26 protein-coding genes are annotated in these 26,789 nt (G+C 56.8%); 9 read left to right on the top strand and 17 right to left on the bottom strand.

Annotated elements, in window-relative coordinates; all coding sequences use genetic code 11:
* Nucleotides 1–168: 168 nt before the first annotated feature.
* The 3 genes from LAC65_RS07840 to ynaL all read left to right on the top strand — a co-directional run bounded on the left by LAC65_RS07840 (nt 169) and on the right by ynaL (nt 3,260).
* On the top strand, nt 169–1,788 hold the full coding sequence (locus LAC65_RS07840; protein WP_039384478.1) for a peptide ABC transporter substrate-binding protein: 1,620 nt from the start codon (nt 169–171) through the stop codon (nt 1,786–1,788).
* Between the two features lie 95 nt (nt 1,789–1,883).
* Nucleotides 1,884–2,867 carry a zinc transporter ZntB gene (gene zntB / locus LAC65_RS07835; protein WP_039384477.1) on the top strand — a complete coding sequence of 328 codons (984 nt, stop codon included), beginning with the start codon at nt 1,884–1,886 and terminating at the stop codon, nt 2,865–2,867.
* Nucleotides 2,868–3,113: 246 nt separating this feature from the next.
* Nucleotides 3,114–3,260, top strand: a complete 147-nt coding sequence (ynaL, locus tag LAC65_RS07830) for a proline-rich small protein YnaL (RefSeq protein WP_166713867.1) — start codon at nt 3,114–3,116, stop codon at nt 3,258–3,260.
* 50 nt (nt 3,261–3,310) lie between these two features.
* Here ynaL and ttcA read toward each other — a convergent pair whose 3' ends face one another.
* The gene (ttcA, locus tag LAC65_RS07825) at nt 3,311–4,246 is read right to left on the bottom strand and encodes a tRNA 2-thiocytidine(32) synthetase TtcA (RefSeq protein ID WP_039385949.1); all 936 of its coding nucleotides are present in this window, start codon (nt 4,244–4,246) and stop codon (nt 3,311–3,313) included.
* 179 nt (nt 4,247–4,425) lie between these two features.
* Entirely contained in the window at nt 4,426–5,082 is a 657-nt protein-coding gene (locus tag LAC65_RS07820) for an MgtC/SapB family protein (RefSeq protein WP_039384476.1), read from the bottom strand.
* Between the two features lie 189 nt (nt 5,083–5,271).
* On the opposite strand from LAC65_RS07820, the gene LAC65_RS07815 reads away from it, so the two are divergent.
* The gene (locus LAC65_RS07815; RefSeq protein ID WP_039384475.1) at nt 5,272–5,544 is read left to right on the top strand and encodes a putative hemolysin; all 273 of its coding nucleotides are present in this window, start codon (nt 5,272–5,274) and stop codon (nt 5,542–5,544) included.
* Between the two features lie 15 nt (nt 5,545–5,559).
* On the opposite strand, the gene LAC65_RS07810 is transcribed toward LAC65_RS07815, so the two are convergent.
* The gene (locus LAC65_RS07810; RefSeq protein WP_039384474.1) at nt 5,560–6,552 is read right to left on the bottom strand and encodes a 2-hydroxyacid dehydrogenase; all 993 of its coding nucleotides are present in this window, start codon (nt 6,550–6,552) and stop codon (nt 5,560–5,562) included.
* A gap of 164 nt (nt 6,553–6,716) precedes the next feature.
* Here LAC65_RS07810 and LAC65_RS07805 point away from each other — a divergent pair, with 164 nt between their 5' ends.
* The 3 genes from LAC65_RS07805 to LAC65_RS07795 are packed head-to-tail and all read left to right on the top strand — an operon-like array spanning nt 6,717 to nt 9,846.
* On the top strand, nt 6,717–9,329 hold the full coding sequence (locus LAC65_RS07805) for a YdbH family protein (RefSeq protein WP_039384473.1): 2,613 nt from the start codon (nt 6,717–6,719) through the stop codon (nt 9,327–9,329).
* A gap of 2 nt (nt 9,330–9,331) precedes the next feature.
* Nucleotides 9,332–9,517: a YnbE family lipoprotein gene (locus tag LAC65_RS07800; protein ID WP_039385947.1), complete on the top strand. Its 186-nt coding sequence runs from the start codon at nt 9,332–9,334 to the stop codon at nt 9,515–9,517.
* Nucleotides 9,517–9,846, top strand: coding sequence for a YdbL family probable chaperone protein (locus LAC65_RS07795; protein ID WP_039384472.1), 330 nt, complete (start codon nt 9,517–9,519; stop codon nt 9,844–9,846). The genes LAC65_RS07800 and LAC65_RS07795 overlap by 1 nt, the downstream gene beginning before the upstream one ends.
* A gap of 70 nt (nt 9,847–9,916) precedes the next feature.
* Here the strand turns inward: LAC65_RS07795 and LAC65_RS07790 are convergent, their stop codons facing one another.
* From LAC65_RS07790 to LAC65_RS07775, 4 genes are all read right to left on the bottom strand, one after another.
* Nucleotides 9,917–10,210 (bottom strand): hypothetical protein, encoded by a 294-nt coding sequence (locus LAC65_RS07790; protein WP_039384469.1) that lies wholly within the window; start codon nt 10,208–10,210, stop codon nt 9,917–9,919.
* Nucleotides 10,211–10,245: 35 nt separating this feature from the next.
* Nucleotides 10,246–11,055, bottom strand: a complete 810-nt coding sequence (locus LAC65_RS07785) for a hypothetical protein (protein ID WP_039384467.1) — start codon at nt 11,053–11,055, stop codon at nt 10,246–10,248.
* A gap of 341 nt (nt 11,056–11,396) precedes the next feature.
* On the bottom strand, nt 11,397–11,996 hold the full coding sequence (azoR, locus tag LAC65_RS07780; RefSeq protein WP_039384466.1) for an FMN-dependent NADH-azoreductase: 600 nt from the start codon (nt 11,994–11,996) through the stop codon (nt 11,397–11,399).
* A 16-nt stretch (nt 11,997–12,012) separates the two neighbouring features.
* A complete protein-coding gene (locus LAC65_RS07775) occupies nt 12,013–12,261 on the bottom strand; it encodes a hypothetical protein (RefSeq protein ID WP_144380290.1) in 249 nt (82 codons plus the stop codon).
* On the opposite strand from LAC65_RS07775, the gene hrpA reads away from it, so the two are divergent.
* Entirely contained in the window at nt 12,248–16,144 is a 3,897-nt protein-coding gene (gene hrpA, locus LAC65_RS07770) for an ATP-dependent RNA helicase HrpA (RefSeq protein ID WP_224144854.1), read from the top strand. The two genes, LAC65_RS07775 and hrpA, sit on opposite strands and share 14 nt — an antisense overlap.
* A gap of 43 nt (nt 16,145–16,187) precedes the next feature.
* Here the strand turns inward: hrpA and LAC65_RS07765 are convergent, their stop codons facing one another.
* From LAC65_RS07765 to rstA, 6 genes are all read right to left on the bottom strand, one after another.
* Nucleotides 16,188–16,994, bottom strand: a complete 807-nt coding sequence (locus LAC65_RS07765; protein WP_039384464.1) for a trypsin-like serine peptidase — start codon at nt 16,992–16,994, stop codon at nt 16,188–16,190.
* 116 nt (nt 16,995–17,110) lie between these two features.
* Complete coding sequence (gene ydgU, locus LAC65_RS18320) at nt 17,111–17,191, bottom strand: small membrane protein YdgU (RefSeq protein ID WP_459213502.1); 81 nt, start codon at nt 17,189–17,191, stop codon at nt 17,111–17,113.
* Nucleotides 17,192–17,264: 73 nt separating this feature from the next.
* Nucleotides 17,265–17,687 (bottom strand): acid resistance repetitive basic protein Asr, encoded by a 423-nt coding sequence (asr, locus tag LAC65_RS07760; protein WP_039384462.1) that lies wholly within the window; start codon nt 17,685–17,687, stop codon nt 17,265–17,267.
* A 158-nt stretch (nt 17,688–17,845) separates the two neighbouring features.
* A complete protein-coding gene (locus tag LAC65_RS07755) occupies nt 17,846–19,330 on the bottom strand; it encodes a carboxypeptidase M32 (protein WP_039384459.1) in 1,485 nt (494 codons plus the stop codon).
* Between the two features lie 12 nt (nt 19,331–19,342).
* A complete protein-coding gene (gene rstB, locus LAC65_RS07750) occupies nt 19,343–20,653 on the bottom strand; it encodes a two-component system sensor histidine kinase RstB (RefSeq protein ID WP_039384456.1) in 1,311 nt (436 codons plus the stop codon).
* A complete protein-coding gene (gene rstA, locus LAC65_RS07745; RefSeq protein WP_039384454.1) occupies nt 20,653–21,375 on the bottom strand; it encodes a two-component system response regulator RstA in 723 nt (240 codons plus the stop codon). Before rstA ends, rstB begins: the two co-directional genes overlap by 1 nt.
* A 176-nt stretch (nt 21,376–21,551) precedes the next feature.
* Here rstA and LAC65_RS07740 point away from each other — a divergent pair, with 176 nt between their 5' ends.
* Entirely contained in the window at nt 21,552–21,965 is a 414-nt protein-coding gene (locus tag LAC65_RS07740; protein WP_039384453.1) for a hypothetical protein, read from the top strand.
* Here the strand turns inward: LAC65_RS07740 and LAC65_RS07735 are convergent, their stop codons facing one another.
* The 4 genes from LAC65_RS07735 to LAC65_RS07720 form a co-directional block, all read right to left on the bottom strand.
* On the bottom strand, nt 21,966–23,357 hold the full coding sequence (locus LAC65_RS07735; RefSeq protein ID WP_224144853.1) for a basic amino acid/polyamine antiporter: 1,392 nt from the start codon (nt 23,355–23,357) through the stop codon (nt 21,966–21,968). It lies immediately after the preceding gene.
* A gap of 205 nt (nt 23,358–23,562) precedes the next feature.
* Nucleotides 23,563–24,519: a DUF1471 family protein YdgH gene (gene ydgH / locus LAC65_RS07730; protein WP_039384446.1), complete on the bottom strand. Its 957-nt coding sequence runs from the start codon at nt 24,517–24,519 to the stop codon at nt 23,563–23,565.
* A gap of 303 nt (nt 24,520–24,822) precedes the next feature.
* The gene (gene uspE, locus LAC65_RS07725; RefSeq protein ID WP_039384444.1) at nt 24,823–25,779 is read right to left on the bottom strand and encodes a universal stress protein UspE; all 957 of its coding nucleotides are present in this window, start codon (nt 25,777–25,779) and stop codon (nt 24,823–24,825) included.
* Between the two features lie 118 nt (nt 25,780–25,897).
* Nucleotides 25,898–26,650, bottom strand: coding sequence for an FNR family transcription factor (locus LAC65_RS07720; RefSeq protein ID WP_039384441.1), 753 nt, complete (start codon nt 26,648–26,650; stop codon nt 25,898–25,900).
* Nucleotides 26,651–26,789: the final 139 nt, after the last annotated feature.

Below are 26,789 nucleotides of genomic sequence, written 5' to 3'. Positions count from 1 at the left end.
GAGCGGCTCTGCAAACGAGCGGGGCGCGCGCCTGTCCGGCACTACATTAACGGTAAACAGCAAACCGGGAAATAGCTACATACCAATCAGCAATTTGCGTTACAGTTGCCGGAGTTGCTGGCGACATTACGCACTTCAGGTCGCCCTTTTTTCTGTTAAGGAGTGATGATGAAGCCTCTGTTTTTCCCCACGGCGCTGGCGCTGATCGTCAGCAGCACGTTTTTCCCGGCTACTGCTGCTGAGATACCGGCGGGCGCGCAGCTCGCCAGCCAGCAGACAATTGTTCGCCACATCAAAGATGAACCCGCCTCGCTTGATCCCATGAAAGCCGTGGGATTGCCGGAAATTCAGGTCATGCGCGACCTGTTTGAAGGCCTCACCAGTCAGGATGCAAAAGGCCAGATTGTGCCCGGCGTCGCTGAGAGCTGGAGCAGTAATGACAATAAAATCTGGCTGTTTACGCTGCGCAAAGATGCGCGCTGGTCAGATGGCAGCCCGGTCACTGCGCAGGATTTTGTCTACAGCTGGCAGCGTCTGGTCAATCCGAAAAACAGTTCGCCTTTTGCCTGGTTTGCGGCGCTGAGCGGTATTGAAAATGCGGAAGCGATTACCAAAGGCAGCATGAGTCCGGAGAAACTGGGCGTAACGGCCACCGATGCCACCCATCTGAAAGTGACGCTGTCACGACCGGTGCCGTGGCTGCCAGCCATGATGGCTAATGCCGCGCTGTTTCCCGTGCCGCAAAAAGTTATCCAGGCTGAAGGTGACGCGTGGACCGCGCCGGGCAAGCTGGTGGGAAATGGCGCCTATCAGTTACAAACGCGGGTCGTAAACGAAAAGATTGTTCTGGTGCGCAATAAACATTACTGGGACGACAAACATTCAGTGCTGACGCAGGTGACCTTTCTGCCCATCAATGAGGAGTCCAGCGCCACCAAGCGCTATCGCGCCGGGGATATCGATATCACCGAATCATTCCCGAAAAATATGTTTGCGCTATTGAAAAAGAGTCTGCCGGGTGAGGTCTATACCCCTGACCAGCTCGGGACCTACTACTACGCCTTTAATACGCAGAAAGGACCGACGGCTGATGTGCGCGTGCGTAAAGCGCTTTCGTGGAGTATCGATCGCCGCATTATTGCGGAGAAGGTGCTGGGGACCGGCGAGAAGCCGGCGTGGCATTTCACTCCCGATGTGACGGCCGGTTTTACGTCACAGCAGAGCTATCTGCAGCAGCATAGCCAGCAGGAGCTGAATGCGCAGGCGAAAGCGCTGCTCGCGGCAGCGGGCTACGGTCCAGCTAAGCCGCTGCATCTGACGCTGCTCTATAACACCTCAGAAAGCCATCAGAAAATTGCTATCGCCGTCGCCTCGATGTGGAAAAAGACTCTGGGCGCAGAGGTTACGCTGCAAAACCAGGAGTGGAAAACCTATATCGACAGCCGCAACAGCGGAAATTTTGATGTGATCCGCGCCTCGTGGGTCGGTGATTATAACGAACCCTCTACCTTTCTCAGTCTGCTGACGGCCAGCCACAGCGGGAATATTGCGCGTTTCAACAGCGCGGAGTATGACGCGCTACTGGCGAAAGCGAGTACCGAAACCAGCGTGCAGGCGCGCAATGCAGATTACAACAAAGCGGAGCAGATCATTGCCGACCAGGCACCCATCGCACCGCTATATCAATATACAAACGGCCGCCTGATAAAACCGTGGGTAAAAGGCTATCCCATCACCAACCCGGAAGATGTGGCTTACAGCCGCGAGTTGTGGATTGAAAAGCACTGAGTACCTTGCGTCACGTTTGCATACACCGGCGCGATTGCAACTGAAAGGCGCGGCGCTAGACTGTAGCCTGTTGATTGAGAGCGTGGAGTGGGGACGTGAACGTTATTGAAGGGAAAGCATTACAGGTATCAGATGCCATTATTGCCTGTCAGTTTGATGGCAAAGGTGGCGTTATCGCGATTAAAGATGACGATATCATCCACTGCGAGCGCCACTGCTGGCTGCATCTGAATTACGCGCAGCGCCAGAGCGCGGAGTGGCTGCAGAATACGCCGCTGATCCCCGATGCCGTGCGCGATGCGCTGGCAGGCGACAGTATGCGGCCGCGCGTCACGCGGCTTGGCGACGGCTTTATGATTGTGCTGCGCAGCGTGAACCACAACGCCGACTCGCGTCCCGATCAGCTGGTGGCGATGCGCGTATTCATCAATGACAAACTGATCGTCTCTACGCGCCGCCGCAAAGTCAACGCGATAGATGAAGTGCTCAATGAGCTGCAGCATGGTAATGGCCCGGCAGACGGCGGCAGCTGGCTGGTGGATGTCTGCGACGCGCTGACCGATCACGCCAGCGAATTCATTGAAGATATGCATGACAAGATTATTGAGCTGGAAGATGCGCTGATGGATCAGCAGGTGCCGGCCAGAGGCGAGCTGGCGCTGCTGCGCAAGCAGCTGATCGTCATGCGCCGCTATATGGCACCGCAGCGTGATGTCTATGCGCGACTGGCCAGCGAGAAACTCCCGTGGATGAGTGACGACGACCGGCGACGCATGCAGGACGTGGCGGACCGTCTGGGCCGCGGCCTGGACGATCTCAACGCCGGCGTGGCGCGCACCGGCATCCTCGCTGACGAGGTCGCCTCGCTGCTGGCGGAGTCGATGAACCGCCGGACGTATACCATGTCACTGATGGCGATGATTTTTCTGCCTGCGACCTTTCTTACCGGACTGTTTGGCGTCAACCTCGGTGGCATTCCGGGCGGTAACTGGCAGCACGGTTTTCTGCTGTTTTGTCTGATCCTGCTGCTGATGGTCGGGGGCGTGGCGGTATGGCTGAAAAAACGCAAATGGCTATAGCAAAAGCGGGAAAAGCTGATCGATATCAACTCACCCTGCGGAAAATCGCGGCACACTCTCTTTCGCAGGTGAATGCAACGTCAGGCGATGGGCGTTGTACTCCATATTGTCTTACTTCCTGTTTGCGAATTACTGCATAGCACAGTTAATTCCTCTGACACCGGCCCCAGGGCCGGTTTTTTTTATGCTGGCTTGTTCAGCAAAGCTTTCCTACGCTTAAAGTACGTTCCGCAACAGGAGAAAGCGATGCAAGCTATCCACGCCAGTGAACCGATCCCAACCGACCCGGTGCCGATTCCGGAGCCTGTTCCGCAGCCGCAGCCCATTCCGGAGCCGGAGCCGCCGCACGATCCCGATGTGCCACCCATCAGCGATCCGCCGCCGCATCAATAAAAAAAGGCGCGTTCCCGCCGGGATACGCGCCTTTGTAGTTCTCAGCAGAACTACTTTATCTCTAATACATCCAGCCGCAGCTCCGCGGTGGCTGCTGCATCCTCATCCGGCTGCCAGCCCGCGGGCTGCATCGGCAGCGTTTCGCGATCGAAGCCAATATCACCACCATCAACCACTTCATCGCCATGGCGGATGCCTTTGAAATCGAACAGGCTGATATCCGCCATATGCGAAGGCACAATGTTCTGCATGGCGCTGAACATGGTTTCAATGCGGCCCGGAAAACGTTTATCCCAGTCGCGCAGCATATCGGCCACCACCTGACGCTGCAGGTTGGGTTGCGAACCGCACAGGTTGCAGGGGATAATCGGGTACTGGCGCGCTTCAGCAAAGCGGATAATATCTTTTTCACGGCAGTAGGCGAGAGGGCGGATAACAATATGCTTGCCGTCATCACTCATCAGCTTGGGCGGCATGCCTTTCATTTTGCCGCCGTAGAACATATTAAGAAACAGCGTCTGCAGGATATCGTCGCGATGATGGCCGAGCGCAATTTTAGTACAGCCCAGTTCGCTGGCGGTGCGATAGAGAATACCGCGACGCAGACGCGAGCAGAGTGAGCAGGTGGTTTTGCCTTCCGGGATCTTCTCTTTAACAATAGAGTAAGTATCTTCGGTGACAATTTTATACTCCACGCCCAGCGTCTCAAGATAAGCGGGCAGAATATGCGCCGGGAAGCCGGGCTGCTTCTGATCGAGATTGACCGCCACCAGCGAAAAATTCACCGGCGCGCTCTGCTGCAGGCTGCGCAGGATCTCCAGCATGGTATAGCTGTCTTTACCGCCTGAGAGACAGACCATGATGCGGTCGCCTTCTTCAATCATGTTGAAGTCAGCAATCGCTTCGCCGACGTTGCGGCGCAGGCGCTTCTGCAGTTTATTGAAGTTGTATTGCTCTTTTTTTGTTACGTCTTGATTTTCTGACATTATTTTCACGCTTGAGAGTGCCGGCGAACAGAACAGGCGGCTGAAACCCGCATTGGCGGTCATAAACCTGTAGTTATGGATGCGTATGGTACGGATTGCGCGCGCGAATACCAGCCTCGCGTGAACGCTTTTAATCTGTTGCCGCATCCGTGGCTAATAATTTTGCTCTGTCTGCGCCTCTATACCATCTCCAGTGACTGCACCCCTTTAATATCCATGACCTTCTCATAAAGGCTGTGGCGCGGTGCCCGGCGGGAGAGTGTGACCTCTACGCTGAGTTCACACAGGCCGCTCTCTTCGTCACGGTTGACCACCGCGATATGCCCGTAGCGGATCCCTTCACGCTGCAGCACCAGTAACACCAGCGGGACGCTTTTGGCTTTCAGATGCACGATCAGCGTATGATGGCGGCCAATCAGCCAGTGGCTGAGGCGGCGAAAAACCTCCAGCACGACCAGCGCCAGCAGCGTGCCATAAATGCCAATTTCATACATGCCGCTACCGATAACCAGACCGATGGCGGCGGTAACCCAGAGGCCCGCTGCGGTAGTCAGGCCTTTCACGATCTGCTTCTGAATAATGATGGTACCGGCCCCGAGAAAGCCCATACCGCTGACGACCTGCGCCGCGATGCGGCTGGGATCAAGACCCACATGGTCGCTGCTGAGCATATCGGCAAAGCCATATTTCGAGACCAGCATAAACAGGGCGCTGCCGATCCCCACCAGAATATGGGTACGCAGACCCGCCTCTTTTGCCCGCATCTGACGCTCAAGTCCGATAAGCCCGCCGAGAACGCCGGCCAGCGCGATGCGTAACAGCATATCGGTTAACATAATTTCCCCTGAGCAATTGAAATAACGGATTATTTTAGAAGATAACCGGCAAAAATCTTCTCTTCAGGATAATTCTGCTTGCAATGAAAGGTCTGAAATTTTGTAAAAAGCTATGTCCGCACTCGATTCGCAGTAGAGGCTGTCATATGCTGTGAGCACTTTTCGTCCCCTGTCCCCGGAGTCCGACTAATGAAAGCTGCCTCTTTACTGCTGGCTGGTGCAGCACTGCTGCTCTCCGCCTGCAGCAGTACCCCTGATAACGAACCGCCGCAGCAGGCGACCGCGGCTCACGTCCAGCCGCACGTCGTGATGTCCGCGATGGCAGAAAGCAGCTGCAGCGGTGCCGGGGGCACGCTGGCATTTTCCCGCCAGCTGGATGGTTCACGTATCGGCATGTGTCAGCTGTCAAACGGCCGCCGCTGCGATGAACAGGCGCTGATGGGTGGCACGTGCGCCCGCTGATGCGGGCGCACCATTTCAGGGCTTAACCCGGTTCGGGCACGCTTCGCCTTTATCGAGCTGCTGCAGATTACCCAGCGTGGTTTCTGAGATGGCGGTCAGGGCTTCTGCGGTCAGAAACGCCTGATGTCCGGTAAACAGCACGTTGTGGCAGGCAGAGAGGCGGCGGAAAATGTCGTCCTGAATAACGTCGTTCGATTTGTCCTCAAAAAACAGATCGCGTTCATTTTCATAGACGTCCATTCCCAGCGACCCGATCTTCTGCTGTTTTAGCGCTTCAATAGCCGCCTGCGAATCGATCAGGCCGCCGCGGCTGGTATTGATGATCATCACGCCATCTTTCATTTCGCTGAACGCCTGCGCGTTAAGCATATGATGATTTTCCGGCGTCATCGGGCAGTGCAGCGTAATCACATCCGAGCGGGCAAACAGCGTTTTCAGATCGACATATTCTGCACCCAGCTCAAGCGCAGCGTCGCTCGGGTAGGGATCACAGGCCAGCAGCTTCATGCCAAATCCTTTCAGGATCCGCAGCGTAGCCACACCGATTTTCCCCGTACCGACCACGCCTGCGGTTTTATTGTGCATGTTGAAGCCGGTCAGGCCATCAAGCGAAAAGTTTGCGTCACGGGTGCGCTGATAAGCGCGATGAATGCGGCGATTCAGCGCCAACATCATACCCACCGTGTGTTCCGCCACCGCTTCCGGGGAGTAGGCGGGCACGCGTACGACCTCCATGCCCAGCTCAGCAGCCGCCTGCAGATCGACGTTATTGAATCCGGCACAGCGCAGGGCAATATACTTAATGCCCAATGCCGCCAGCTCTTCCAGTACCGCTCTGCCGCACTCGTCATTTACGAAAATACAGACCGCGTCACAGCCGGCGGCATTTTTTGCCGTATCCTCGCTGAGCAGGAAATCAAAGAACACCAGCTCAAATCCAAAACGGGCATTGACCTGTTCAAAATATTTCTGGTCATAGTGCTTGGTGCTGTAAACCGCAACTTTCATTGTTTCGCTCCTGAAAAATGCCATGTCGGTATCATTAAAGGATAACGGTTTCTGCGCGACTTTGCTTTTCTTCACGCAGCAGGCCAGGCTAACACCTTCATTTGCGAATGATTACGTGCCATCATTTCGGCAGGAAAATATAAACAACAGGATAGTTACCCGCCATGACGCGTGGCCTTCGCCGACTACTTGCCGCCTTGCTGGCGCTGATTCTGCTGCTGCTGGGCCTGCTGCTGACGCTGACGCAGTGGCTGCCACGGCTGGCCGGTATCTGGCTGCCGGATGAGACGCGCATCGAAATTGAGGGCAGGCCGGGCTGGCAGCAGGGCGCAGTGACGTTGCCGCAGCTGCGTTACCTGACGGGCAGCTGTACGCTGGCTAAGGTTGAGCAGGTGGCGCTGGGCCGCTCACAGCAGCGCTGGCAGCTTAGCGCACAGCGCGTCACGCTTAACAGCGCCTGCTGGCAGTCGCTGCCGCCGCAGCCAGCTTCTGCCGTACCGCGTACGCTGGCCGACTGGCAGCAGCGCCTGCCGGGGGCCGATGTGCATATCGGCAGGCTGGCCGTCCTGCCGTGGCAGCACTATGCCGGTGAACTCGATCTCACGCTTGCACCGGAACAGCAGCAGCTGCGCTATCGCGGCGATAATCTCAGCCTGAACGCACGCCTGCAGGGCCAGACGCTGACGGTCGACTCTCTTAAGTTACAACATCCTTTTCTGACACAACCGCTGGCGTTACATGGCAGCGTAGCGCTGCCCACATTTGCGGATGGCTTGCCAGTAACCGGCGCGCTGCAGAGTGAGCTAAGCGTGGCTCAGTGGCCGCAGCCGCTGACGCTGGATCTGCAGTGGCAGCAGCAGCAGGGTAAGCTGATCGTTCAGGAGCAGGGCGATGAGACACCGCTGCTTGAGCTGCCGTGGCAGAGCGACCGCGATACGTTTCAGATCGCCGACGGGCGCTGGCGCTGGCCTCTGGCCAGTCAGATGCTGTCAGGCGGCGTGGGGCTGACCCTGACCGGATGGCAGCAGGGGATGGACAACCTGCGCGTGCAGGGGCGGCTGAATCTGCTGACGCAGGGGCGCGGCGGTAAAGGCAATGTGGTACTGAGCGTCGGGCCGGGACCGCTGCGCGTAACGGATAACGCGCTGCCGCTGCGCATTACCGGCGAGAGTAAATTTGCCGGGCTGCAGCTCTATGGCAGCCTGCCCGGCGAGCTGCGCGGTGCACTCAGCGCGCCGACGCTGACGTTCCAGCCAGGCGCACTGCTGCGCCTGCGCGGCCAGCTGCTGGATCTCCCTGAAGTGGATGAAGCGCGCTGGCCCCTGGCGGGTGTTTCACTTTCAGCGCAGGGCATTAATGGCCGGCTGCAGGCGATTCTGACGGCGCGTAAGCGCGACTATGGTCACTTTACGCTGCATCTGGATGGCCGCGCTGCCGCGTTCTGGCCAGACAGCGGCAGCTGGCGCTGGCGCTACTGGGGCGACGGCAAACTGCAGCCGTTTAACGCAGAGTGGGATGTTACAGGCACCGGCAGCTGGCTGGATCAGCGTATTACGCTGGATACGCTCAATACCGGCCTGAATCAGCTGGCGTGGGGGCCGGTGCAGATTGACCGGCCGCGTATCCGGCTCACTGCGCCGCTGCGCTGGCAGCGGGATAGCACGCAGCCCGGTTTTGCAGGCAGTTTTCGTCTTGATGCGGGGCAAACGCACTTCAGCTACGGCGGCTGGCTGCCGCCTGCAGAGCTGACATTTGATGTAAAAGGCCGCGATCCGGCACGGTTTTTATGGCGCGGTGAACTGCGCGCTGAAGATATCGGCCCGCTGCGCGTGCACGGGCGCTGGGATGGTGAGCGGCTACGCGGGGAGGCCTGGTGGCCGGCACAGTCGCTGCGCGTGTTCCAGCCGCTGCTCAGCAGCGACTTAAAAATGCGTATCCGCAGCGGTGAGCTGCGGGCGCAGGTCGCGTTTTCAGCCGGAGCCAGTCAGGCATTTCAGGCTGGCGGCTTCTTTGCGGTTCAGCAGGGTAGCCTGCAGCTGCCGGACAGTGACATCAACGGCATCGACTTTGCGCTGCCGTTTCGCTATCGCGCTCAGCAGTGGCAGCTGGGACGGCGCGGACCGGTTTCGCTGCGTATCCGCGAGGTTAACAATCAGTTTGCGCTGCAGAATATCACGGCCGATCTGCAGGGTTACTATCCCTGGCAGGAGAGACAGCCGCTTACCCTGAGTAACGTGACGCTCGATTTACTGGGCGGGCACGTCAGTATGCCGGCGCTGCGCATGCCGCAGCGCGAAGCGGCCAGGATTTCGCTGCGCCAGATCGATCTCAGCCGGCTGGTGACGGCACTCAAGCCCAAACAGTTTGCTATGTCGGGTAAGGTTAACGGTGAGCTGCCGCTCTGGCTCAGTAATCCGCAGTGGCTGATCAGAAATGGCTGGATCGCTAACAGCGGGCCGCTCACGTTTCGGCTGGATAAGGATACGGCAGACGCGATTGTAAAAGACAATGTCGCCGCCGGGGCAGCGCTGAGCTGGCTGCGTTATCTGGAGATTTCACGCTCCTGGGCCACACTCGATCTGGATAATACCGGTAATCTGGTGATGCAGTCGCAGGTCACCGGCGTCAGCCAGTTCAGCAACCGGCGCCAGACAATCAATCTCAACTATCGTCATCAGGAGAATCTGTTCCAGCTATGGCGCAGCCTGCGCTTTGGCGATAATTTACAATCCTGGGTGGAGCAGAACGCCACCCTGCCATCAAAGAGGGATCCCTGATGATGAGGTTAAGAGGTGCGCTGCTGGCAGGCAGCGTTGTGCTGGCAGGATGCGTACCGCGGATTGAAGTGGCCGCTCCTGATGCGCCGATTACGATAAATATGAACGTGAAAATTGAACATGAGATCCACATCAAGGTGGATAAAGATGTCGAGGCGCTGCTGCAGAATCAGAGCGGGCTGTTCTGATGGCCCGCAACCGAACAATACGCGCCGTTGCGCTGCTGCTGGTTTTGCTGGCCGGGTCTGCCCATGCGCTGACGCTTGATGAGGCGCGGCAGCAAGGGCGGGTCGGGGAAACGCTGAGCGGCTATGTTGCTGCACGGCAGCAGGATGAGGTCACGCTGGCGCTGGTGAGTCGTATCAATGAGGGCCGCCGGATGGCGTATCAGCGCATTGCCGGAGAAAACAAACTCACAACCAGCGACGTCGCGCGGATTGCCGGAGAGAAGCTGGTGAGCCGGGCCAGCGCAGGGGAATATGTGCGCGGCATCAACGGCCAGTGGCTGCAGAAGTAACCGGCGACGGGAGAGCGACAATGCTGCCGTCACCGGGCCTGACTGCAGAAAGGATCGGTGCCGTCAGGCGTTATGTCGCATTGTGGCCTGCCAGCGCCGGCTGGCCTTTAAGCAGCGCGGCGCGCATTTCGTTTCGGTCGAAAGAGTGGCGCGTACCATAAATATTTTTTGGATCACATGCTATATCATTAAACAGCTTTGCATAGGCATTAGCGATCATTTCCTGTGCGCTGGTCTGCACCGAGTTGGCGCGTTGACGCCCTGTCGCATGTTGTGAAGAACGGCGCAGCGCGGTAGACCCGTTAAATGCCTTGCGAATCTCTGTTTCAAGTTTTTCCTGTTTTTGTGTTGAGGTTTCTGACATATAATTTATAGCGGGTACAATGTTATTATTTTCAGTCAGAGTAAAAAAATGGCGTTAGCGCCCGAGCTCACTGCATATTGATTGGCCTGCTCGCAAAGTTTTCGCATATCGACTGTCAGATTGTTTTGATTTGCCTTGCTTAAGATTTTCTGAATTTCACCAAGTATGCGTGACTGTTTTTCTGCATTGTATATACGCAGGGCATTAAGGGGGTTGTTATAATAAGCATGAGAAATTTCTTTTAGCGTGTCATAATTTTTTTGTTTGTCTCTGAAGCTATTTTTATCACGCATCAATGTTTCCTGCTGATGTAAGCGCGAGGTTTCGGTAAATGATGAAAAATAGCGCTGTAGCGACGACCAGATTTGCCTGAATTGCTGCTTAACGCGAGTCAGCAAAGAAGGCGCGGTTTTACGTGTGGATTGGCTGTGTGTCTGAGCCACCGCAGGTTCAGGTTTTGCCTCTGCCTGAGAGGGCGCAGGAGTAACGGAAGCTGCTCGCGGGACAGAAACTTCATGTACTGCCGCTGCGGGCGGCGAAATCCATGATGCAGTCACCGTGGCAGCTGTGGGGGGCGCGGCACAAGCAGACGGCATGCGATTGCCGGTGCTGCAGACCTTGCCAAAAGCTGACGCCTGCAGAAAAACTTTTCTCTCTGCTTTTACGGCAGCGATTTCCTGCGCGTACGCACTCTCTTTCTTAAGCTGTGGCCCGTCATTGCCTGTTTTTTTCAGTAACAAATTAAACATTTTAATCGTATCGCTAACGCTCCGCAAAGAATTCATCGCGGGAACTGTTCCTGGCGCATTATTGCACACAGGAATAAAGCTTAGCAGCAGAGTCATATTATTCTCCTGGCAGAGTATTTTATCAGTTTTCAGGTAAGGCCGGAGGGTAATTCCAGCCTGTATGGCTGAGATCAATTGCGAGCTGATCGTGCCATTTTGTTGTACGGAAAACTTTCTTATTTCGATTTTTATTAATAGGGCAGGCAGTACTGCGAGGATAATAATGTCAGTGAAACTGTCAGCAATAATATCTGGATGTTCAAAAAAAGTAGAATATCTTGCTGTACTGTAAATATAAAGAGAGGCTGGCGTCTAAAATGCGAATGTATATTTACGTTAAAATAAAAAACCGGGCGCTCAGGCCCGGTAAAAAATAAATCAGCAAATCATTTTTCTAATCAGGCAGAGACGCACTGTTTAATTGCATCTTTCGCATCAGCGGTCGCTTTGGTCGCTACTTCCGGCCCGTAGGCGATACCTTCCGCGAATACAAACTCAACGTCAGTGATACCGATAAAGCCAAGGAACAGCTTCACATACGGAGTCAGCAGATCGGTTGGGGTATCTTTGTGGATACCGCCACGGCTGCTCAGGATCACCGCACGTTTACCTTTAACCAGACCTTCCGGACCCGCTTCGGTGTAGCGGAAAGTCACGCCCGCGCGGGCAATCAGGTCAAAGTAGTTTTTCAGCTGCGTCGGGATGTTGAAATTGTACATCGGTGCCGCAATAACAATCGTGTCATGCGCCTGCAGCTCAGCAATCAGCGCATCGGAGAGCGCCAGCGCCTCCTGCTGACGCGGAGAAAGCGGCGCATCTGAAGGACGCAGCGCACCCACCAGTTCACCATCCAGTACCGGTACCGGATCGGCAGCCAGGTCGCGTACAGTTACGCTGTCGCCGTTGGCACGCGCTTCTTCAGCGTAAAAATCAGCCAGCTGGCCTGACTGTGAATAACCGGCAAGGATACTGGACTTCAGAATTAATACGTGGCTCATAATAGGTTCCTGTGGGTTATGCGGCGGGCTTCCCGCTCAATGCGTCATACTCTACGGCGTTCACCGGCAGCGTAAAAGCGTAATAATTCGAGGCCAATGTTCGAATTAATTGAATAAGCCAGCCGGAGCGGCTCAGCCAGCAGGCTGAGAATATGCTATTATGGCGTCCGGTAATTGATTGAATCTGCCGGGAAAGCGTCCCGGCGCCGCGCGTGTTTCCGCCGTGCTGCACTAACAGGTAATCCATCTCTATGTCATCATCCATTGAATCACCTTTAGCACCACTCTGGGCCCGGCTTGATGCGCTGACGCTGCGCGATCGCCAGCGCCTGCAGCGACGTCTGCAGGGTGCGGCAAAGGTGAAAAACAGCGCCGCACAACAGACCATTGCCGCAGAGCTGGCGGACGAATTCAGCGTGGCCGAACAGCGTGTCGCCCGGCGCGTGGCCGGCACCCCGCGCATCACCTTTCCTGAGAATCTGCCGGTCAGCCAGAAGCAGCAGGCGATTTCAGACGCGATTCGCGATCATCAGGTAGTAATTGTTGCCGGTGAAACCGGATCGGGTAAAACCACCCAGCTGCCGAAAATCTGCCTCGCGCTGGGACGCGGCGTTAAAGGCCTGATCGGGCACACGCAGCCGCGTCGTCTGGCAGCCCGCACCGTAGCGAACCGTATCGCGGAAGAGCTGGCGACCGTGCCGGGAAGTACCATCGGCTATAAAGTCCGTTTTACCGATCAGGTCAGCGACAGCACGCAGGTCAAACTGATGACCGACGGTATCCTGCTGGCGGAGATCCGGCAGGACCGGCTGCTGCTGCAGTACGACACCATCATTATTGATGAGGCGCATGAGCGCAGCCTTAACATCGATTTTCTGCTGGGATACCTGCGTGAGCTGCTGCCGCGCCGCCCCGATCTCAAAGTGATCATCACCTCCGCCACCATCGATCCGCAGCGCTTCTCGCGTCACTTTAATAATGCGCCGGTTATTGAAGTGTCAGGTCGTACCTACCCGGTAGAGGTGCGCTACCGGCCTATCGCGGAAGAAGCGGATGAGAGCGATCGCGATCAGCTGCAGGCCATTTTTGACGCCGTGGATGAGCTGGGGCAGGAGAGCCGTGGCGATATATTGATCTTCATGAGCGGAGAGCGTGAGATCCGCGACACGGCTGATGCGCTGATGAAGCGCGATTTACCGCATACCGAGATCCTGCCGCTCTATGCGCGTCTCTCCAATGCCGAGCAGAATCGCGTGTTTCAGTCCCACAGCGGGCGGCGCATTGTCCTGGCCACGAACGTGGCAGAGACCTCGCTCACCGTGCCGGGCATTAAATATGTCATCGATCCCGGTACCGCGCGAATCAGCCGCTACAGCTATCGCACCAAGGTGCAGCGCCTGCCGATTGAGCCGGTTTCACAGGCTTCGGCAAACCAGCGTAAAGGGCGCTGCGGCCGCGTTTCGGAAGGGATCTGTATCCGGCTCTACTCCGAGGCTGATTTCCTCAGCCGGCCCGCTTTTACCGATCCGGAGATCCTGCGGACCAATCTCGCGTCGGTGATCCTGCAGATGACCGCCCTGGGGCTGGGCGATATTGCGGCGTTCCCGTTTGTGGAAGCGCCTGACAAACGAAATATTCAGGATGGCGTGCGGCTGCTGGAAGAGCTGGGCGCCATTACTCTTAATGAAAATGAGCACTACCGGCTGACGCCGTCCGGTCGTACCCTGGCGCAGCTGCCGGTGGATCCGCGGCTGGCGCGGATGGTGCTGGAGGCGCAGCGCTTTGGCTGCGTGCGCGAGGTGATGATTATCGCGGCGGCACTCTCGATTCAGGACCCGCGCGAGCGGCCGGTCGAGAAACAGCAGGCGTCCGATGAGAAACATCGCCGCTTTGCTGATAAAGAGTCTGACTTTCTCACCTTTGTTAATCTCTGGAACTATATCCAGGAGCAGCAGAAAGCGCTGTCGGGCAACCAGTTCCGCCGCCAGTGTAAAAGTGACTATCTCAACTATCTGCGCGTGCGCGAATGGCAGGATATCTACACGCAGCTGCGTCAGGTCGTGCGTGAACAGGGGATGCCCGTCAACAGCGAGCCGGCACCTTATCGTGAGGTGCACTGTGCGCTGCTGACCGGCCTGCTGTCGCATATCGGACAGAAAGATGCGGAGAAGCAGGAGTTTACCGGTGCGCGCAACGCCCGCTTTGCCATATTCCCTGGCTCCGGTTTGTTTAAAAAACCGCCGAAATGGACCGTGGTGGCAGAACTGGTAGAAACCAGCCGCCTGTGGGGCCGGGTGGCGGCACGCATCGATCCGGAGTGGATTGAGCCGCTGGCTCAGCACCTTATCAAGCGCAGCTACAGCGAACCGCACTGGGAGAAAGCACAGGGCGCGGTGATGGCTACGGAAAAGGTAACGCTCTACGGGCTGCCCATCGTGCAGGCGCGTAAAGTGAATTACAGCCGCATCGATCCGCAGCTGAGCCGCGAGCTGTTTATTCGCCATGCGCTGGTTGAGGGCGACTGGCAGACGCGCCACGCCTTTTTCCGCACCAACCTGAAGCTGCGCAGTGAAGTTGAGGATCTGGAGCATAAATCACGCCGCCGCGACATTCTGGTGGATGACGAAACGCTGTCTGCTTTTTACGATCGCCGTCTGGGCAAAGAGGTGGTCTCTGCCCGTCACTTTGACAGCTGGTGGAAGCAGGCCAGTAAAGAGAATCCGGACCTGCTCAACTTCGACAAGCAGATGCTGATCAAAGAGGGAGCAGATAAGGTCAGCCAGCTCGACTACCCTAATGTCTGGCAGCAGGGCAACCTGAAGCTGCGGCTCACCTATCAGTTTGAGCCAGGCGCCGATGCGGATGGCGTGACCGTTCATATCCCGCTGCCGCTGCTGAACCAGGTGGATGAAGCGGGTTTTGAGTGGCAGATCCCCGGCGTGCGGCGTGAGCTTATCATCGCGCTGATTAAATCGCTGCCCAAACCGCTGCGCCGCAATTTTGTGCCGGCCCCCAATTACGCGGAAGCGTTTCTCGGTCGCGTTCAGCCGCTGGCACAGCCGCTGCTGGATGCGCTGGAGCGTGAGTTCCGGCGCATGTCAGGCGTGACGATTGAGCGCGATGCCTGGCACTGGGATCAGGTGCCCGATCACCTTAAAATGACGTTCCGCATTGTGGATGAGCACAACCGCAAGCTGCAGGAAGGTAAAGATCTGCATCAGCTGAAACAGGCGCTGAAAGGCAAAGTGCAGGAGACGCTGTCGAAGGTTGCCGATGATGGTCTGGAGCAGAGCGGCCTGCACATCTGGAGTTTTGGCGACCTGCCACAGAGTTATGAGCAGAAGCGCGGCAGCTATCAGGTCAAAGCCTGGCCGGCGCTGGTAGATGAAAAAGATAGCGTGGCGATCCGCCTGTTTGACAGTGAAGAGGAGCAGCAGAAGATGATGTGGCGCGGTCAGCGTCGCCTGCTGCTGCTGAACATTCCGTCACCGGTTAAATATCTGCATGAAAAGCTGCCGAATAAAGCCAAGCTCGGGCTCTACTTTAATCCGTATGGCAAAGTGCTGGAGCTGATAGACGACTGTATTGCCTGCGGCGTGGATAAGCTAATGGCGGAGGCGGGCGGCCCCGCGTGGCAGCAGCAGAATTTTGAGCAGCTGCGCGATAAAGTGCGGGCGGAGCTGAACGACACCGTGGTGACGATTGCGCAGCAGGTTGAGCAGATCCTCACCTGCGTGTTCAATATCAACAAATTTCTGAAAGGCCGCGTGGATATGACGCTGGCGCTGGCGCTGGCAGATATCAAACAGCAGATGAGCGGTCTGGTCTATCGCGGATTTGTCACCGGCAACGGCTACGATCGGCTGGGAGATACGCTGCGCTATCTGCAGGGAATCGAGCGCCGTCTGGAGAAGCTGCCCGCCGATCCGCACAGCGATCGCGCCCGCATGCTGAAGGTACAGGCGGTGGAACAGGCGTGGAACGTCTGGCGCAGCAAGCTGCCGCCGCAGCGCCGGGATGATGCCGATGTAGTGGCGATCCGCTGGATGATTGAAGAGCTGCGCATCAGCTACTTTGCTCAGCAGCTGGGTACTCCCTATCCGGTTTCAGATAAGCGGGTGCTGCAGGCGATGGAGCAGCTGAGCTGAATGCATAATGCGCGCAGGTGTGCGTGATCGCGCGCCTGCCTGCTTATTCAGCCAGCTCTTCGAGTTTATCTTTAAACGAGGTCACGGCAATGGCCCGGTTGTCAGCGCGATAGCGATCGACCGGCGCCGGTGCCGAACTCTGTACGGCGATGAGCTGCCAGCCATCATCTTTTTTCAGCAGCAGCGGGGAGCCGCTGTCGCCAGGCAGCGTATCGCACTGGTGCGAAAGCACGGCGCGCTGCGCCCAGCCGGTGACTATACAGTCGCTATGCGAATAGAGTGAATCGAGGTGATCGGCCGGATAACCCGCCTGCGTGACTTTGCGTCCGCTCTCTTTGAGCGCGGCGGTGAGATCGCTGCGAGAGCCATCAAACAGCGGGATCGGCACAATACCTGAAGGGGGGTTGTGCAGGATCACCAGACCATAATCGTAAGGCGCGGCGGCAGAGGGCACAATCCAGCCCTCGCCATCGGCCTGCAGGCGCCGCGCCAGCGACGGCTCAACCCGGGCATCTATATCGTGAATTTCGTAACGCCAGCCTTTTTCACCCGCCATAAAGCGCAGCGCAACCGGCTTATCGAACCGGCCTGGCGGTGTCAGCAGGCAGTGGCCGGCGGTCAGGGCCAGATGAGCAGAGATCAGCGTGGCGGTGCAGAGGTTGCCGCTTTCCGTCTCCAGCTGACCAATGGCATCCCAGGGCGCAGCGGCCACGTCGCTTATTGCCTGGCGATGGTCTTTACCAAAAAACAGCGTCTTGATCTCTTCGGGACTCAGCCCGTCTTCATCATCGGCGTGTGCTGTGAGGGTAAAGCCGAAAATACCAATAAATAACAGAATTGCCAGGCGCATAGTTCTCTCGACAGGGAGAATAAAAGGGAGTTTTTGTTATCACGCTTAGGCGATAACTATAGTCGGTGAGCGGTAAAAAAGGGAGAAATATTGGAGTAATCAGCGCGCTACAGCCATCAAATAAAAAAACTGGCCGCGACAATGCCGCAGAGAATCATCACAAAGAGAATAATTTCGAAGCGATAGCGACGCACCATTTTTCGCTACTCCAGTAAATAAACACCCGGCATAACCGGGTGTTTTAAACAACATCGTGGTGTTGGCGCGAACTTATTTCGCTGATTTTTTCATTTTGTGATGCTTTTTAGCTGCCTGCGCTTTCTGCGCAACTTTAGCGTGGTGCTTTTTAGCCGCCTGCGCTTTCTGTGCAGCAGGTTTAGCGGATTTCACGTGGTGCTTTTTGGCAGCCTGCGCTTTCTGTGCAGCGGGCTGAGTTGATTTTTTGTGATGCTTTTTAGCGGCCTGCGCTTTCTGTTCAGCAGGCTTGGTTGCTTTTTTATGATGCTTTTTCGCAGCCTGGGCTTTCTGCGCAGCAGCTTTATGTTTGTGATGCACCATTTTATGTTTAGCTGGCGCAGCGGTAGTGGAGCTGGTGGTGGCAGTTGCCGCCGGAGCAGCGGTTGTCTCAGCAGCAAAAGCAGCAGAAGAGAGACCCATAGCAGCGGCGATTACCAGTGCACATAATTTTTTCATCGCTTAATCCTCGGACTATTTTTTCATATGTAGCCCACTGCGGGGCCGGTGAAAACACTATATGAAAAAGCGATTTCGCTTTCCGTGAGGGATTGGTATCGGCGTGTAACGGATTGTACAAGGCGGGAAAGTGGCGGCCGTTGCGGCCGCCTGCGGGGTCAATCGGCGAGGTAGCGCTGCTCAAGGTGCTGACGGAAATAGTCCGGATTCAGCGCTTCACCGGTGGCGTTGCGCAGCAGCTGTTCAGTCGGGAAGCGACTGCCGTGCTGCCAGATATTCTGCTGCAGCCAGTCAAATACCGGCTGCAGCTCGCCGTTGAGGATCAGCGTCTCCAGCTGCGGGATCGCGCGCTTAACTGCCTGATAAAGCTGTGCCGCATACATCGCGCCCAGCGTATAGGTCGGGAAATAGCCGAACGCGCCGTCGGTCCAGTGGATATCCTGCATACAGCCATCGCGATAGTTGCCACGGGTATCAATGCCGAGCGACTGCTGCATTTTTTCATCCCACAGCGCCGGAATATCCTCTACCTCAATCTCACCTTCAATCAGCGCGCGCTCAATCTCATAGCGCAGAATAACGTGTGCCGGATAGCTCAGCTCATCGGCATCGACGCGGATAAAGCCAGGCTTGACGCGCTGCGCCAGACGAATAAAGTTAGGCGTCTCCAGCGCAGGCTGCTCACCCATCAGCGCGACGACCTGCGGCTGAATATGCTGCAAAAAGGCGCGGCTGCGGCCCAGCTGCATCTCCATAAACAGGCTCTGCGACTCATGAATCGCGGTAGAGCGCGCCAGGGCCACTGGCTGACCGCGCCACTGCTGTGGCAGATTCTGTTCGTAGCGCGCGTGCCCGGTCTCATGGATCACACCCATCATGGCGCTGAGAAACTCGCTTTCGTTGTAGCGCGTGGTGATGCGCACGTCGTCCGGCACACCGCCGCAAAAAGGGTGGGCGCTGACATCCAGACGACCATGATTGAAATCGAAGCCGAGCAGCTTCATTACGCTCAGCCCCAGCTGCTTCTGTGACTCAACGGCAAAGGGTCCCAGCGGCTGAAGCGGCGCCTGCGCCTGCTTTGCCACCGCCCGCTGCAGTAAATCAGGCAGCCAGCTTTTCAGCGCGCCAAAAGTGGCGTCAAGCCGGGCGCTGGTCATGCCTGGCTCATACAGATCCAGCAGCGCGTCATAGCGCGACGTGCTGGCCGCAGCGGCGCGCAGCTGCGCCTCTTCCCGGCTCAGCCGGACAACCTCTTTGAGGTTAGCGCTGAAGCCCTGCCAGTCATTCGCCGGGCGCTGCGATCGCCACGCATGCTCGCAGCGCGAGCCCGCCAGCGATTTTGCTTCGACCAGCGCGGCGGGAAGCAGCGTTGCCTGACGCCAGGCGCGCTGCATCTCCGCCACGTTTGCCTGCTCAACATCGTTCAGCGACTCCTGCTCAGCAGCAGAGAAAAGCCCTTCCAGCGCCGGCGCGGTCAGCAGCTCATGCATAAACACGCTGAGTTCGGCCAGCGCTTCGCCACGCGCCTGACTGCCGCCGGGCGGCATGGTAGTCTGCATATCAACCCCGGCAATCGCACCGAGGTGACCGAAACGGGAAAGGCGCTGAAACGTGCGGGTAAGTTCCTGATAAGCTGATGTCACAGCCAGATCTCCTTAAGCGGGTAAGCGGGGGGGTGTCTCACGCAAGGGTAAATCAACCGGCCAGCAAAAGCGAACGCTGGCGCCGCCGAGCGGCGAGCTCTCGATCACCACCTGACCCTGCAGCGCCTGGGCAATCGAATGGACGATAGCCAGCCCGAGGCCGCAGCCGCCGGTCGCGCGATCGCGGCTGGGATCGAGACGAACGAAAGGCTCAAAAACCCGCTGGCGCTCTTCGGCCGGAATGCCGGGACCATCATCCTCTACCTGCAAAATGCCGGTTGTGCCGTCAAACCAGAGGCTGACGCGCAGCCGCTCAGTAGCGTAGCGCAACGCATTATTGACGAGGTTATCCAGCACCCGCTCCATCAGCCGCATGTCGGCGCTGCCGGTATTCTGCAGCTGCGGAATATCCAGCGCGATCTGCGTGTGCGGCTGCATACTCTGTACATCAGCAATATAGAGCCGCAGCCACTGCGCCAGGTCGAACGACTGCAGATGCAGGTCGACCCGCGGACGGTCCAGCCGGGCATAGGTCAGCAGTTCTTCAATCAGGCTCTCCAGCTGGCCCACATCGCGATTCAGCGCGGCGGACTCCGCCTCTGTCAGGTTATCGCTCATCTCCAGCCGGTAGCGCAGGCGCACGAGCGGCGTGCGCAGCTCGTGGGCGATGCCATCAATCAGCTGTTTTTTGCTGGCCACCAGCGTATTGATGTTATCCGCCATCTGGTTAAACGCCACGCCGAGACTGTGAAGGCTGGAGGTGCTTTCAAAATGGGTGCGCACGTCCAGCTCACCGCGGCCAAAGCGCTCCGCGGCTTTCTCCAGCCGCTGCATCTCCTGCCAGTGCGGACGCAGCCAGATAAATACCGGCAGTGCCAGCGACATACCGATAAACGCCACCAGCGCAATATCCAGCAGCCGCATCTGATGCAGATAAAACAGATAGGGGATAGGCCCGACAGAGAGCACGTAGTGGCTGCGGGGAATATGCTGCAGAAAGGTGTATTGATCGTCGAGTGCGACAATTTCGCCGGCGCGCAGACGTTTCATATCCCTCTCATCCAGCTGGTATTTGCTCATAGGTTCGATATTGAGATCGAATGAGAGGTCAAGATCGAGACTGCGGATAGTTTTGTTCCAGTCGCGCGGCGGGATCTCGCGCAGCTCGCTGCGCATCAGAAACAGCGAGCTGGCCATCAGGTCATTCATCGACTGCCGGCCAGCCCGCTCGGCGGTAAACTTATACACCAGGCCCACCAGCAGGGTCATCACCAGAAAGCAGACAAACAGCAGCAGGTAAAACTGAATAAAGAGCTTTCTCATCAGCTGCGGGTATCCCAGGCCTGAGGCGCAAACAGGTAGCCTTTGTTGCGGATGGTTTTGATGCGAAACGGCTCAGTCGCGCTGTCATAGAGCTTTTTGCGCAGCCGCGAGATAGCCACATCAATACTGCGATCCATGCCGTCATAGCTCACGCCGCGCAGCGTCATCAGCAGCGCGTCGCGATCGAGGATCTCGCCGGCGTGGCTCGCCAGCTGCCACAGCAGATCGAAGTCGGCCGTTGAAAGCGTAATGTTCTCATCAAACAGCAGCACCTGACGGTTCAGCGCATCGATGGTCAGCGAACCAAACCGCAGCACTTTCTGCGACTGCTGCTGTGCCGGCGTGCTCTCCGGCTTGTTGACCACCGCCTGACGCAGATGCAGCCGCAGCCGCGCCAGCAGCACGGCAGGGGGCGTGGTCTTGAGAATGTAGTCATTGGCGCCCATTTCAAGCGCGAGAATATGGTTCATATCGCTGTCGAGTGAGGTCAGCAGGACAATGGGACCACTCCAGTGCGCCCGCAGGTCGCGGCAGAGCGTCATGCCATCTTTACCCGGCAGCATAATATCCAGCAGGACCAGATCCGGCTGGACGTTAAGAATCGTCGCCTCGGCGCGATCGCCGCGCGTTTCGACAACCACGTCAATATCATGGCGGCCCAGATAGGCGGCGATCAGCTCGCCGACTTCCGGCTCATCTTCAACATAGACAATTTTGTTCATAGGTAAGCGCGCTGAAAAAGAATGGCAGCAGCATAGCTTTTCCTGGTCCTGAGCACTACGCTACCGCACGAAATATCCCTGTCTTACTGGTATGTATACTGTGAAATGTGCCATTATTAGCGGCGCGTTAAGGCGCAAGGTTCGGAACCGCATTGAAAAACAGGAGGAGTGCGAGGGTGTCTGATAAAGAGCTGGCTTCAGCCGGATACAGTGATCGCATCTGCTTCAATTACAGTGACTTTCTCTCCGCTTCCTGCAAAAAACGCTGGAGCTTTGTTGACGCCATTTACGGTGTCATGCCCATTTTTGGCATGGTAACCCGCAAGTCCGCTCACAGCTTACAGGCCAGCGACGATCATCTGAAAGAATTAGCGTTGCAAATCATTTCAACGCAGGTCAGCGATGAGATCAATATCGCCCGGCTGATCACGCTGGCGGAGCAGCAGCATATCAGCCGGTTTGATATTCAGCTGCCTTATCCGCTCTCTGCGGAACAGCTTGATGGGATCCACCTCGAATACAGCAAACCCCTGAATCTTACACAGCAGAACGATCTGCTGTGCGTCTCCATTCCGGCACTCGCGCATTGATTACTGCGTAAGCTGCCACAGCGCGGGCAGCGATGCCGCCATCAACAGCACAATCGCCATGCGCTCCAGCTGCAGCAGCGGCTTGTCACCGCGTCCGCCGCGGCGCGCGTAGAGAAACAGCAGCAGTCCCGGCGCGTAAAGCACCACGGAGAGCAGCAGATGCAACGGGCCTGAGGCGTAGAGCAGCCAGAGGCCATACAGCGTGGCACCCAGCCCGATGCTCATCGCCAGCGGTTTCTGCTGGCCGCGCACCACCTTCATCAGATAGAGTCCCACCAGCAGGTAAGGCACCAGAATCATCTCTGAGGCGATTGTCAGCAGGGTATTGTAGTCAGCGCCGGTCAGCGCGATGGCGATCAGGCAAACCTGTACGCTGCCGTTGGTCAGCCACAGCGACGCCGCAGGCGAATTGTGACGATTCTGCCGGGCGAGGCTGCGCGGAAATGCACCCTGCCGGGCAGCGATAAAGGGAACTTCAGCCGCCATAATGGTCCAGCTGAGATAGGCGCCGCAGACCGAGACAATCAGCCCCGCGGCTATCACCGCATCGCCCCAGTGACCCAGCAGATGCGTCATCAGCCCGGCCATTGACGGGTTGCGCAGCTGCGCCAGCTCAGCGCGCGGGATCACACCCAGCGAGAGCAGCGTGACCAGCAGATAAACCAGCAGCGCCGCCAGCACCGCCAGCAGCGTGGCACGCCCCACATCCTGTTTATTGCGCGCGCGCGCCGATACCACCACGGCACCCTCAACGCCGATAAAGACCCACAGCGTGATAAGCATGGTCTGCTTGATTTGCTGCCACAGCGGCTGACCCAGCTCAGCGCCGCTGAAATCAAAGCTGAACCGGTCATAATTAAATGCCAGCAGCGCCAGCACCACAAACAGCAGCAGCGGGACCAGCTTGCCAAGCGTGGCCAGCATATTAATGCTCGCTGCGGTCTGCACGCCGCGCAGCACCAGCCAGTGTACCAGCCAGAGCAGCACCGAAGCGCCCAGCATCGCCTGCCAGGTGTTACCGTCGCCAAACACCACGTGCTGCGGCGTATCGGTAAAAAAGCTCAGCGCAGAGAACACAATCACCAGATAAGAGACGTTGGCGATCACGGCGCAGAGCCAGTAGCCCCACGCCGAGCAGAACCCCGTTAGCTCACCAAACCCGGCGCGGGCATAGGTAAAGATACCGCCGTCGAGCTCCGGTTTGAGCCGCATCAGCAGCAGCATTGCGAGGGAGAGAAAAATAATACCCACGCCGGTGATGAGCCAGCCGATGAGCAGCGCCGCCGGACCCGCGACGGCCGCCATATTCTGCGGCAGGCTAAACACGCCCGCGCCAAGCATGGAGCTGAGCACCAGAGCCGTCAACGCGCTAAGACCTAATTTTTTATCCAAAATGCCTTTCCTGAACAGCAGAGTATGCTGGGTCGTGAACTTTCCGTAGAAGTGTAGTGCACCATCAGGCGCAGATTAAAACGGAATCCCCTGAAAACAGGCGGCAGATTTTACGAGGAGGAGAGAGGGATGGCAATGCAAGAGTATGCAGATTTGTGCAGGAACTATGCAAACAGCAGGGCAGTCTGGCTGCCCCGCTGCATCATTATTTAAACAGGTCGGCGGTAACGGTAAGGTTGCCACCGCTCTGGTTCTGCCACTGGCGCGTGATGTGGTAATACTTCGCGCCTTTCGCGATAGCCCGCTTGCCGACGGCCTCTGAAATCTCAGTCGGCGTGCCGAAATGATCGGAGAAGGTGATGGTATCAAACGGCTGCATCTGCGCGGCGGTAATCGCATTGACTTCCTGCACGCTGCGGCCGTCTGACTGCTTCACCGTATAGCGTTTGCCGGTTGAACTCTGCGTCTCAAAGAAGCGACCTACATTGGTGCTCGGCGTATCAGAAGAGGCTACACCCGGCAGCGCCACGCGCGACGCCGCTGCGCCGCCAGCGGCCAGCGCGGCTTTTCCGGCTTCAGAATCAGCAGGAATCGAGTTTGATGTATCCTGGACGATACGCGCTTTGGCGTCAGCTTTATAGACATAGGCGGTGACATACTGATTGCCGCCGTTATTGGCATCAACCTGGCGCACAATAAAGAATGAGGCGGCGCCTTTTTTCTGAGCGGCTCTGGAGATTGCATCATTTACCGCGGGCTGGCTGGAGAAGAAACCACTGACTGAAACCGTGTCGAACGGTTCAAGGCGGTACGCTTCCGCTTTCGGCAGCTCTTTAACGCCGTTGATCACGCGATACTGCGTATCGGTCGATGCTTTAGCGGCGTCCGCTTTGTATAAATCAGCGGTCACGCGCCAGTTGCCGCCGTTACCGTTGGTATCATTGATGCCCTGAACGTAAAACGAGTCAGCGCCTTTTTCATCTGCTGCTCTCGAGACTGCGCTGGTGGCATCACCGATTGCGTTGAAACGGCCGTTGATATTAATACGTTCGAATGGTTTCAGGCCGGCCGCTTGTTCCGGCGTCAGCTCTTTGGCAGCAAACGCGTTAGCTGCCAGCAGCGATAACAGAGTAGACGCCAGAATGGTGTTCTTCAGCTTCATAAAAATGATCCTTCGCCTTACGCAAAATGAGTACGAAAACGTGCTGGACTCTTGATGTATAACAGATTAGCCGCTGATTATTGCATGTAATAATCAGCCTGTCTCAGCCAATTTAGCGTGAATGCCGTACGGATGCATGTCTCTTTTTGCGGCAATATTTTTTCTAAAATCACGGACGCGTCTGTCGGGCAGTTAAGCGCGTAGCCTGTCAGGCTACGCGCTGGTCTGTCGATGCTGTTGTTAAGCGGGGCAATGGATCAGGATGGGCGTAATCATGCAGGGGCGCCGCAGCGCCCGTGACGATTAATCCTCTTCATCTTCCTCATCATCACGATCGACCGGCGATTTAAAATCATCCGGCTTGATGGCCAGTAAATCACAGCGCAGATGATCAATAACCTGCTCAGCGGTGTTGCCCAGAAAGGCCGCCGAGAGCCCGGTACGGCCTATCGTACCGAGCACGACAACACCGGCATCCAGCTGTGAAGCGATATCAGGGATCACCTCTTCCGGCAGGCCTTTAGCGACGTGAGTAAACTCTTCACCGATGGAGAATTTCTGTCGCAGCGCTTTCATCGCCACCAGATGCTGACCGCGGATAGCGTCGTTATAGACGCTGGGATCAAAATCGGGCAGCTCAATGGCGATATTAATTGGCGTAACCGGATAAGCGCCCACCAGATGGACCTCGGTGTGATTTACCATCTCCGCCAGACGCGCGGTTTCGCGGATCAGTTTCTGATTTAGCTCATCGTGATGCGGCTCTTCACTGGCAAGGTTTACCGCCACCACCGCTTTGCCGCCTTCCGGCCACGGCTGATCTTTTACCATCCATACCGGGCAGGGGCATTTACGCAGCAGATGCCAGTCGGTGGGGGTAAAAATAACTGACTCCAGCCGGTCATGCTGATGTGCCATTTTCAGCACGAGGTCATGATTGTGCGCCAGCACTTCCTGAATAATCGCTTCAAAAGGACGGTTGTGCCAGACCACTTTGATTTCGATATCCACGCCGGCATCCAGATAGGCCTGCGCCTGCTCACGGATCCACTCGGTGCGCTGGCTAATTACCCCTTTACGCATATTCGTGCGCTCATCAGGCGAAAGCAGGGTGGTCATTTCATAGGAGAAATCATAGATAGGCAGAAACGCTTTAATTTTTCCGCCGATGCGTTGATTCAGATAAACCGCGCGACGCAGCGCCGGCTGATCGTCCTGCTGAGGATCGATCGCGACCAGAACATGTTGGTAACGGGACATAGCGCACTCTCCTTAGAACCAGGCCATTTGGAATAAAGATAGCCTAAGTTCCGGGCGTGCAGAAGCGGAAAAGGTGTAGCCGGATCAATAAAATAACAATTACTGACCCGGCAGCGCCTCAGGCGGGTTGCTCCGCCTGACCCGCCAGCTCAGAGAGCAGGGCGTGATCCTCGATTGTGATATATTTGCCTTTAACGGCCAGCATGCCGCTTTTCTGAAAGCGCCCCAGCAGGCGGCTGATGGTTTCAACCGTCAATCCCAGATAGTTACCGATATCGCCACGCGTCATGGTCAGCCGGAACTCGCGCTGCGAAAAGCCGCGCTGACCAAAGCGTCGCGAAAGATTCCAGATAAAGGCAGCCAGCCGCTCTTCAGCATTTTTTCTGGAGAGCAGCATAATCATGTCCTGATCGCCTTTGATCTCTCCGCTCATCAGCCGCATCATTTGCTGACGTAGGGCGGGCATTTTGCCTGACAGATCGTCCAGCGTCTCAAAAGGAATTTCACAGACCATGGCCGTTTCCAGCGCCTGTGCAAAGCCCGGGTGCTTAGCGTTAACGATAGCGTCAAACCCGACCAGGTCGCCCGCCAGATGAAAGCCGGTGATCTGCTCGTCGCCCTGTTCGGTAATGGTATAACTCTTGATAGTGCCGGAGCGAATGGCATACAGCGACTTCAGCTCGTCACCCGCCTTGAATAATGTCTGGCCTTTCTGAATCGGCTTTTTACGTTCGATGATGTTGTCCAGCTGATCAAGCTCATGCTCATTCAGTGTGAAAGGAATACACAACTGGCTGATACTGCAATCCTGACAGTGGATCGCACATCCGCCAGACTGAATACGTCGAATGCTGCGTTTTTCCTGGATCATATCTGTACGCTCGATGATTATTGACTGCCGTCAATTTTACCATTTTTCTCCCTGCTGTGAATGCATGCAGGCTGAATCTGGCACAAAAACCTTACAAATATTGGGTATTCGCCCGATTGATTTCACCCGCGCGGCGTAA

It is taken from the genome of Pantoea eucrina (genome assembly GCF_020079945.1).
Classification (GTDB): domain Bacteria; phylum Pseudomonadota; class Gammaproteobacteria; order Enterobacterales; family Enterobacteriaceae; genus Pantoea; species Pantoea eucrina.
Note: the sequence above shows the minus strand (reverse complement) of the source record. Positions and strands in the feature narration are given on the sequence as shown.

What these genes read in the sequence shown, in the direction of transcription:
- LAC65_RS07840 (WP_039384478.1), top strand. Translation starts at nt 169, where the DNA reads ATGAAGCCTCTGTTTTTCCCCACGGCGCTGGCGCTGATCGTCAGCAGC.
- ynaL (WP_166713867.1), top strand. Translation starts at nt 3,114, where the DNA reads ATGCAAGCTATCCACGCCAGTGAACCGATCCCAACCGACCCGGTGCCG.
- ttcA (WP_039385949.1), bottom strand. Translation starts at nt 4,246, where the DNA reads ATGTCAGAAAATCAAGACGTAACAAAAAAAGAGCAATACAACTTCAAT.
- LAC65_RS07820 (WP_039384476.1), bottom strand. Translation starts at nt 5,082, where the DNA reads ATGTTAACCGATATGCTGTTACGCATCGCGCTGGCCGGCGTTCTCGGC.
- LAC65_RS07815 (WP_039384475.1), top strand. Translation starts at nt 5,272, where the DNA reads ATGAAAGCTGCCTCTTTACTGCTGGCTGGTGCAGCACTGCTGCTCTCC.
- LAC65_RS07810 (WP_039384474.1), bottom strand. Translation starts at nt 6,552, where the DNA reads ATGAAAGTTGCGGTTTACAGCACCAAGCACTATGACCAGAAATATTTT.
- LAC65_RS07805 (WP_039384473.1), top strand. Translation starts at nt 6,717, where the DNA reads ATGACGCGTGGCCTTCGCCGACTACTTGCCGCCTTGCTGGCGCTGATT.
- LAC65_RS07800 (WP_039385947.1), top strand. Translation starts at nt 9,332, where the DNA reads ATGAGGTTAAGAGGTGCGCTGCTGGCAGGCAGCGTTGTGCTGGCAGGA.
- LAC65_RS07795 (WP_039384472.1), top strand. Translation starts at nt 9,517, where the DNA reads ATGGCCCGCAACCGAACAATACGCGCCGTTGCGCTGCTGCTGGTTTTG.
- LAC65_RS07790 (WP_039384469.1), bottom strand. Translation starts at nt 10,210, where the DNA reads ATGTCAGAAACCTCAACACAAAAACAGGAAAAACTTGAAACAGAGATT.
- LAC65_RS07785 (WP_039384467.1), bottom strand. Translation starts at nt 11,055, where the DNA reads ATGACTCTGCTGCTAAGCTTTATTCCTGTGTGCAATAATGCGCCAGGA.
- azoR (WP_039384466.1), bottom strand. Translation starts at nt 11,996, where the DNA reads ATGAGCCACGTATTAATTCTGAAGTCCAGTATCCTTGCCGGTTATTCA.
- hrpA (WP_224144854.1), top strand. Translation starts at nt 12,248, where the DNA reads ATGTCATCATCCATTGAATCACCTTTAGCACCACTCTGGGCCCGGCTT.
- LAC65_RS07775 (WP_144380290.1), bottom strand. Translation starts at nt 12,261, where the DNA reads ATGGATGATGACATAGAGATGGATTACCTGTTAGTGCAGCACGGCGGA.
- LAC65_RS07765 (WP_039384464.1), bottom strand. Translation starts at nt 16,994, where the DNA reads ATGCGCCTGGCAATTCTGTTATTTATTGGTATTTTCGGCTTTACCCTC.
- ydgU (WP_459213502.1), bottom strand. Translation starts at nt 17,191, where the DNA reads ATGGTGCGTCGCTATCGCTTCGAAATTATTCTCTTTGTGATGATTCTC.
- asr (WP_039384462.1), bottom strand. Translation starts at nt 17,687, where the DNA reads ATGAAAAAATTATGTGCACTGGTAATCGCCGCTGCTATGGGTCTCTCT.
- rstB (WP_039384456.1), bottom strand. Translation starts at nt 20,653, where the DNA reads ATGAGAAAGCTCTTTATTCAGTTTTACCTGCTGCTGTTTGTCTGCTTT.
- rstA (WP_039384454.1), bottom strand. Translation starts at nt 21,375, where the DNA reads ATGAACAAAATTGTCTATGTTGAAGATGAGCCGGAAGTCGGCGAGCTG.
- ydgH (WP_039384446.1), bottom strand. Translation starts at nt 24,519, where the DNA reads ATGAAGCTGAAGAACACCATTCTGGCGTCTACTCTGTTATCGCTGCTG.
- uspE (WP_039384444.1), bottom strand. Translation starts at nt 25,779, where the DNA reads ATGTCCCGTTACCAACATGTTCTGGTCGCGATCGATCCTCAGCAGGAC.
- LAC65_RS07720 (WP_039384441.1), bottom strand. Translation starts at nt 26,650, where the DNA reads ATGATCCAGGAAAAACGCAGCATTCGACGTATTCAGTCTGGCGGATGT.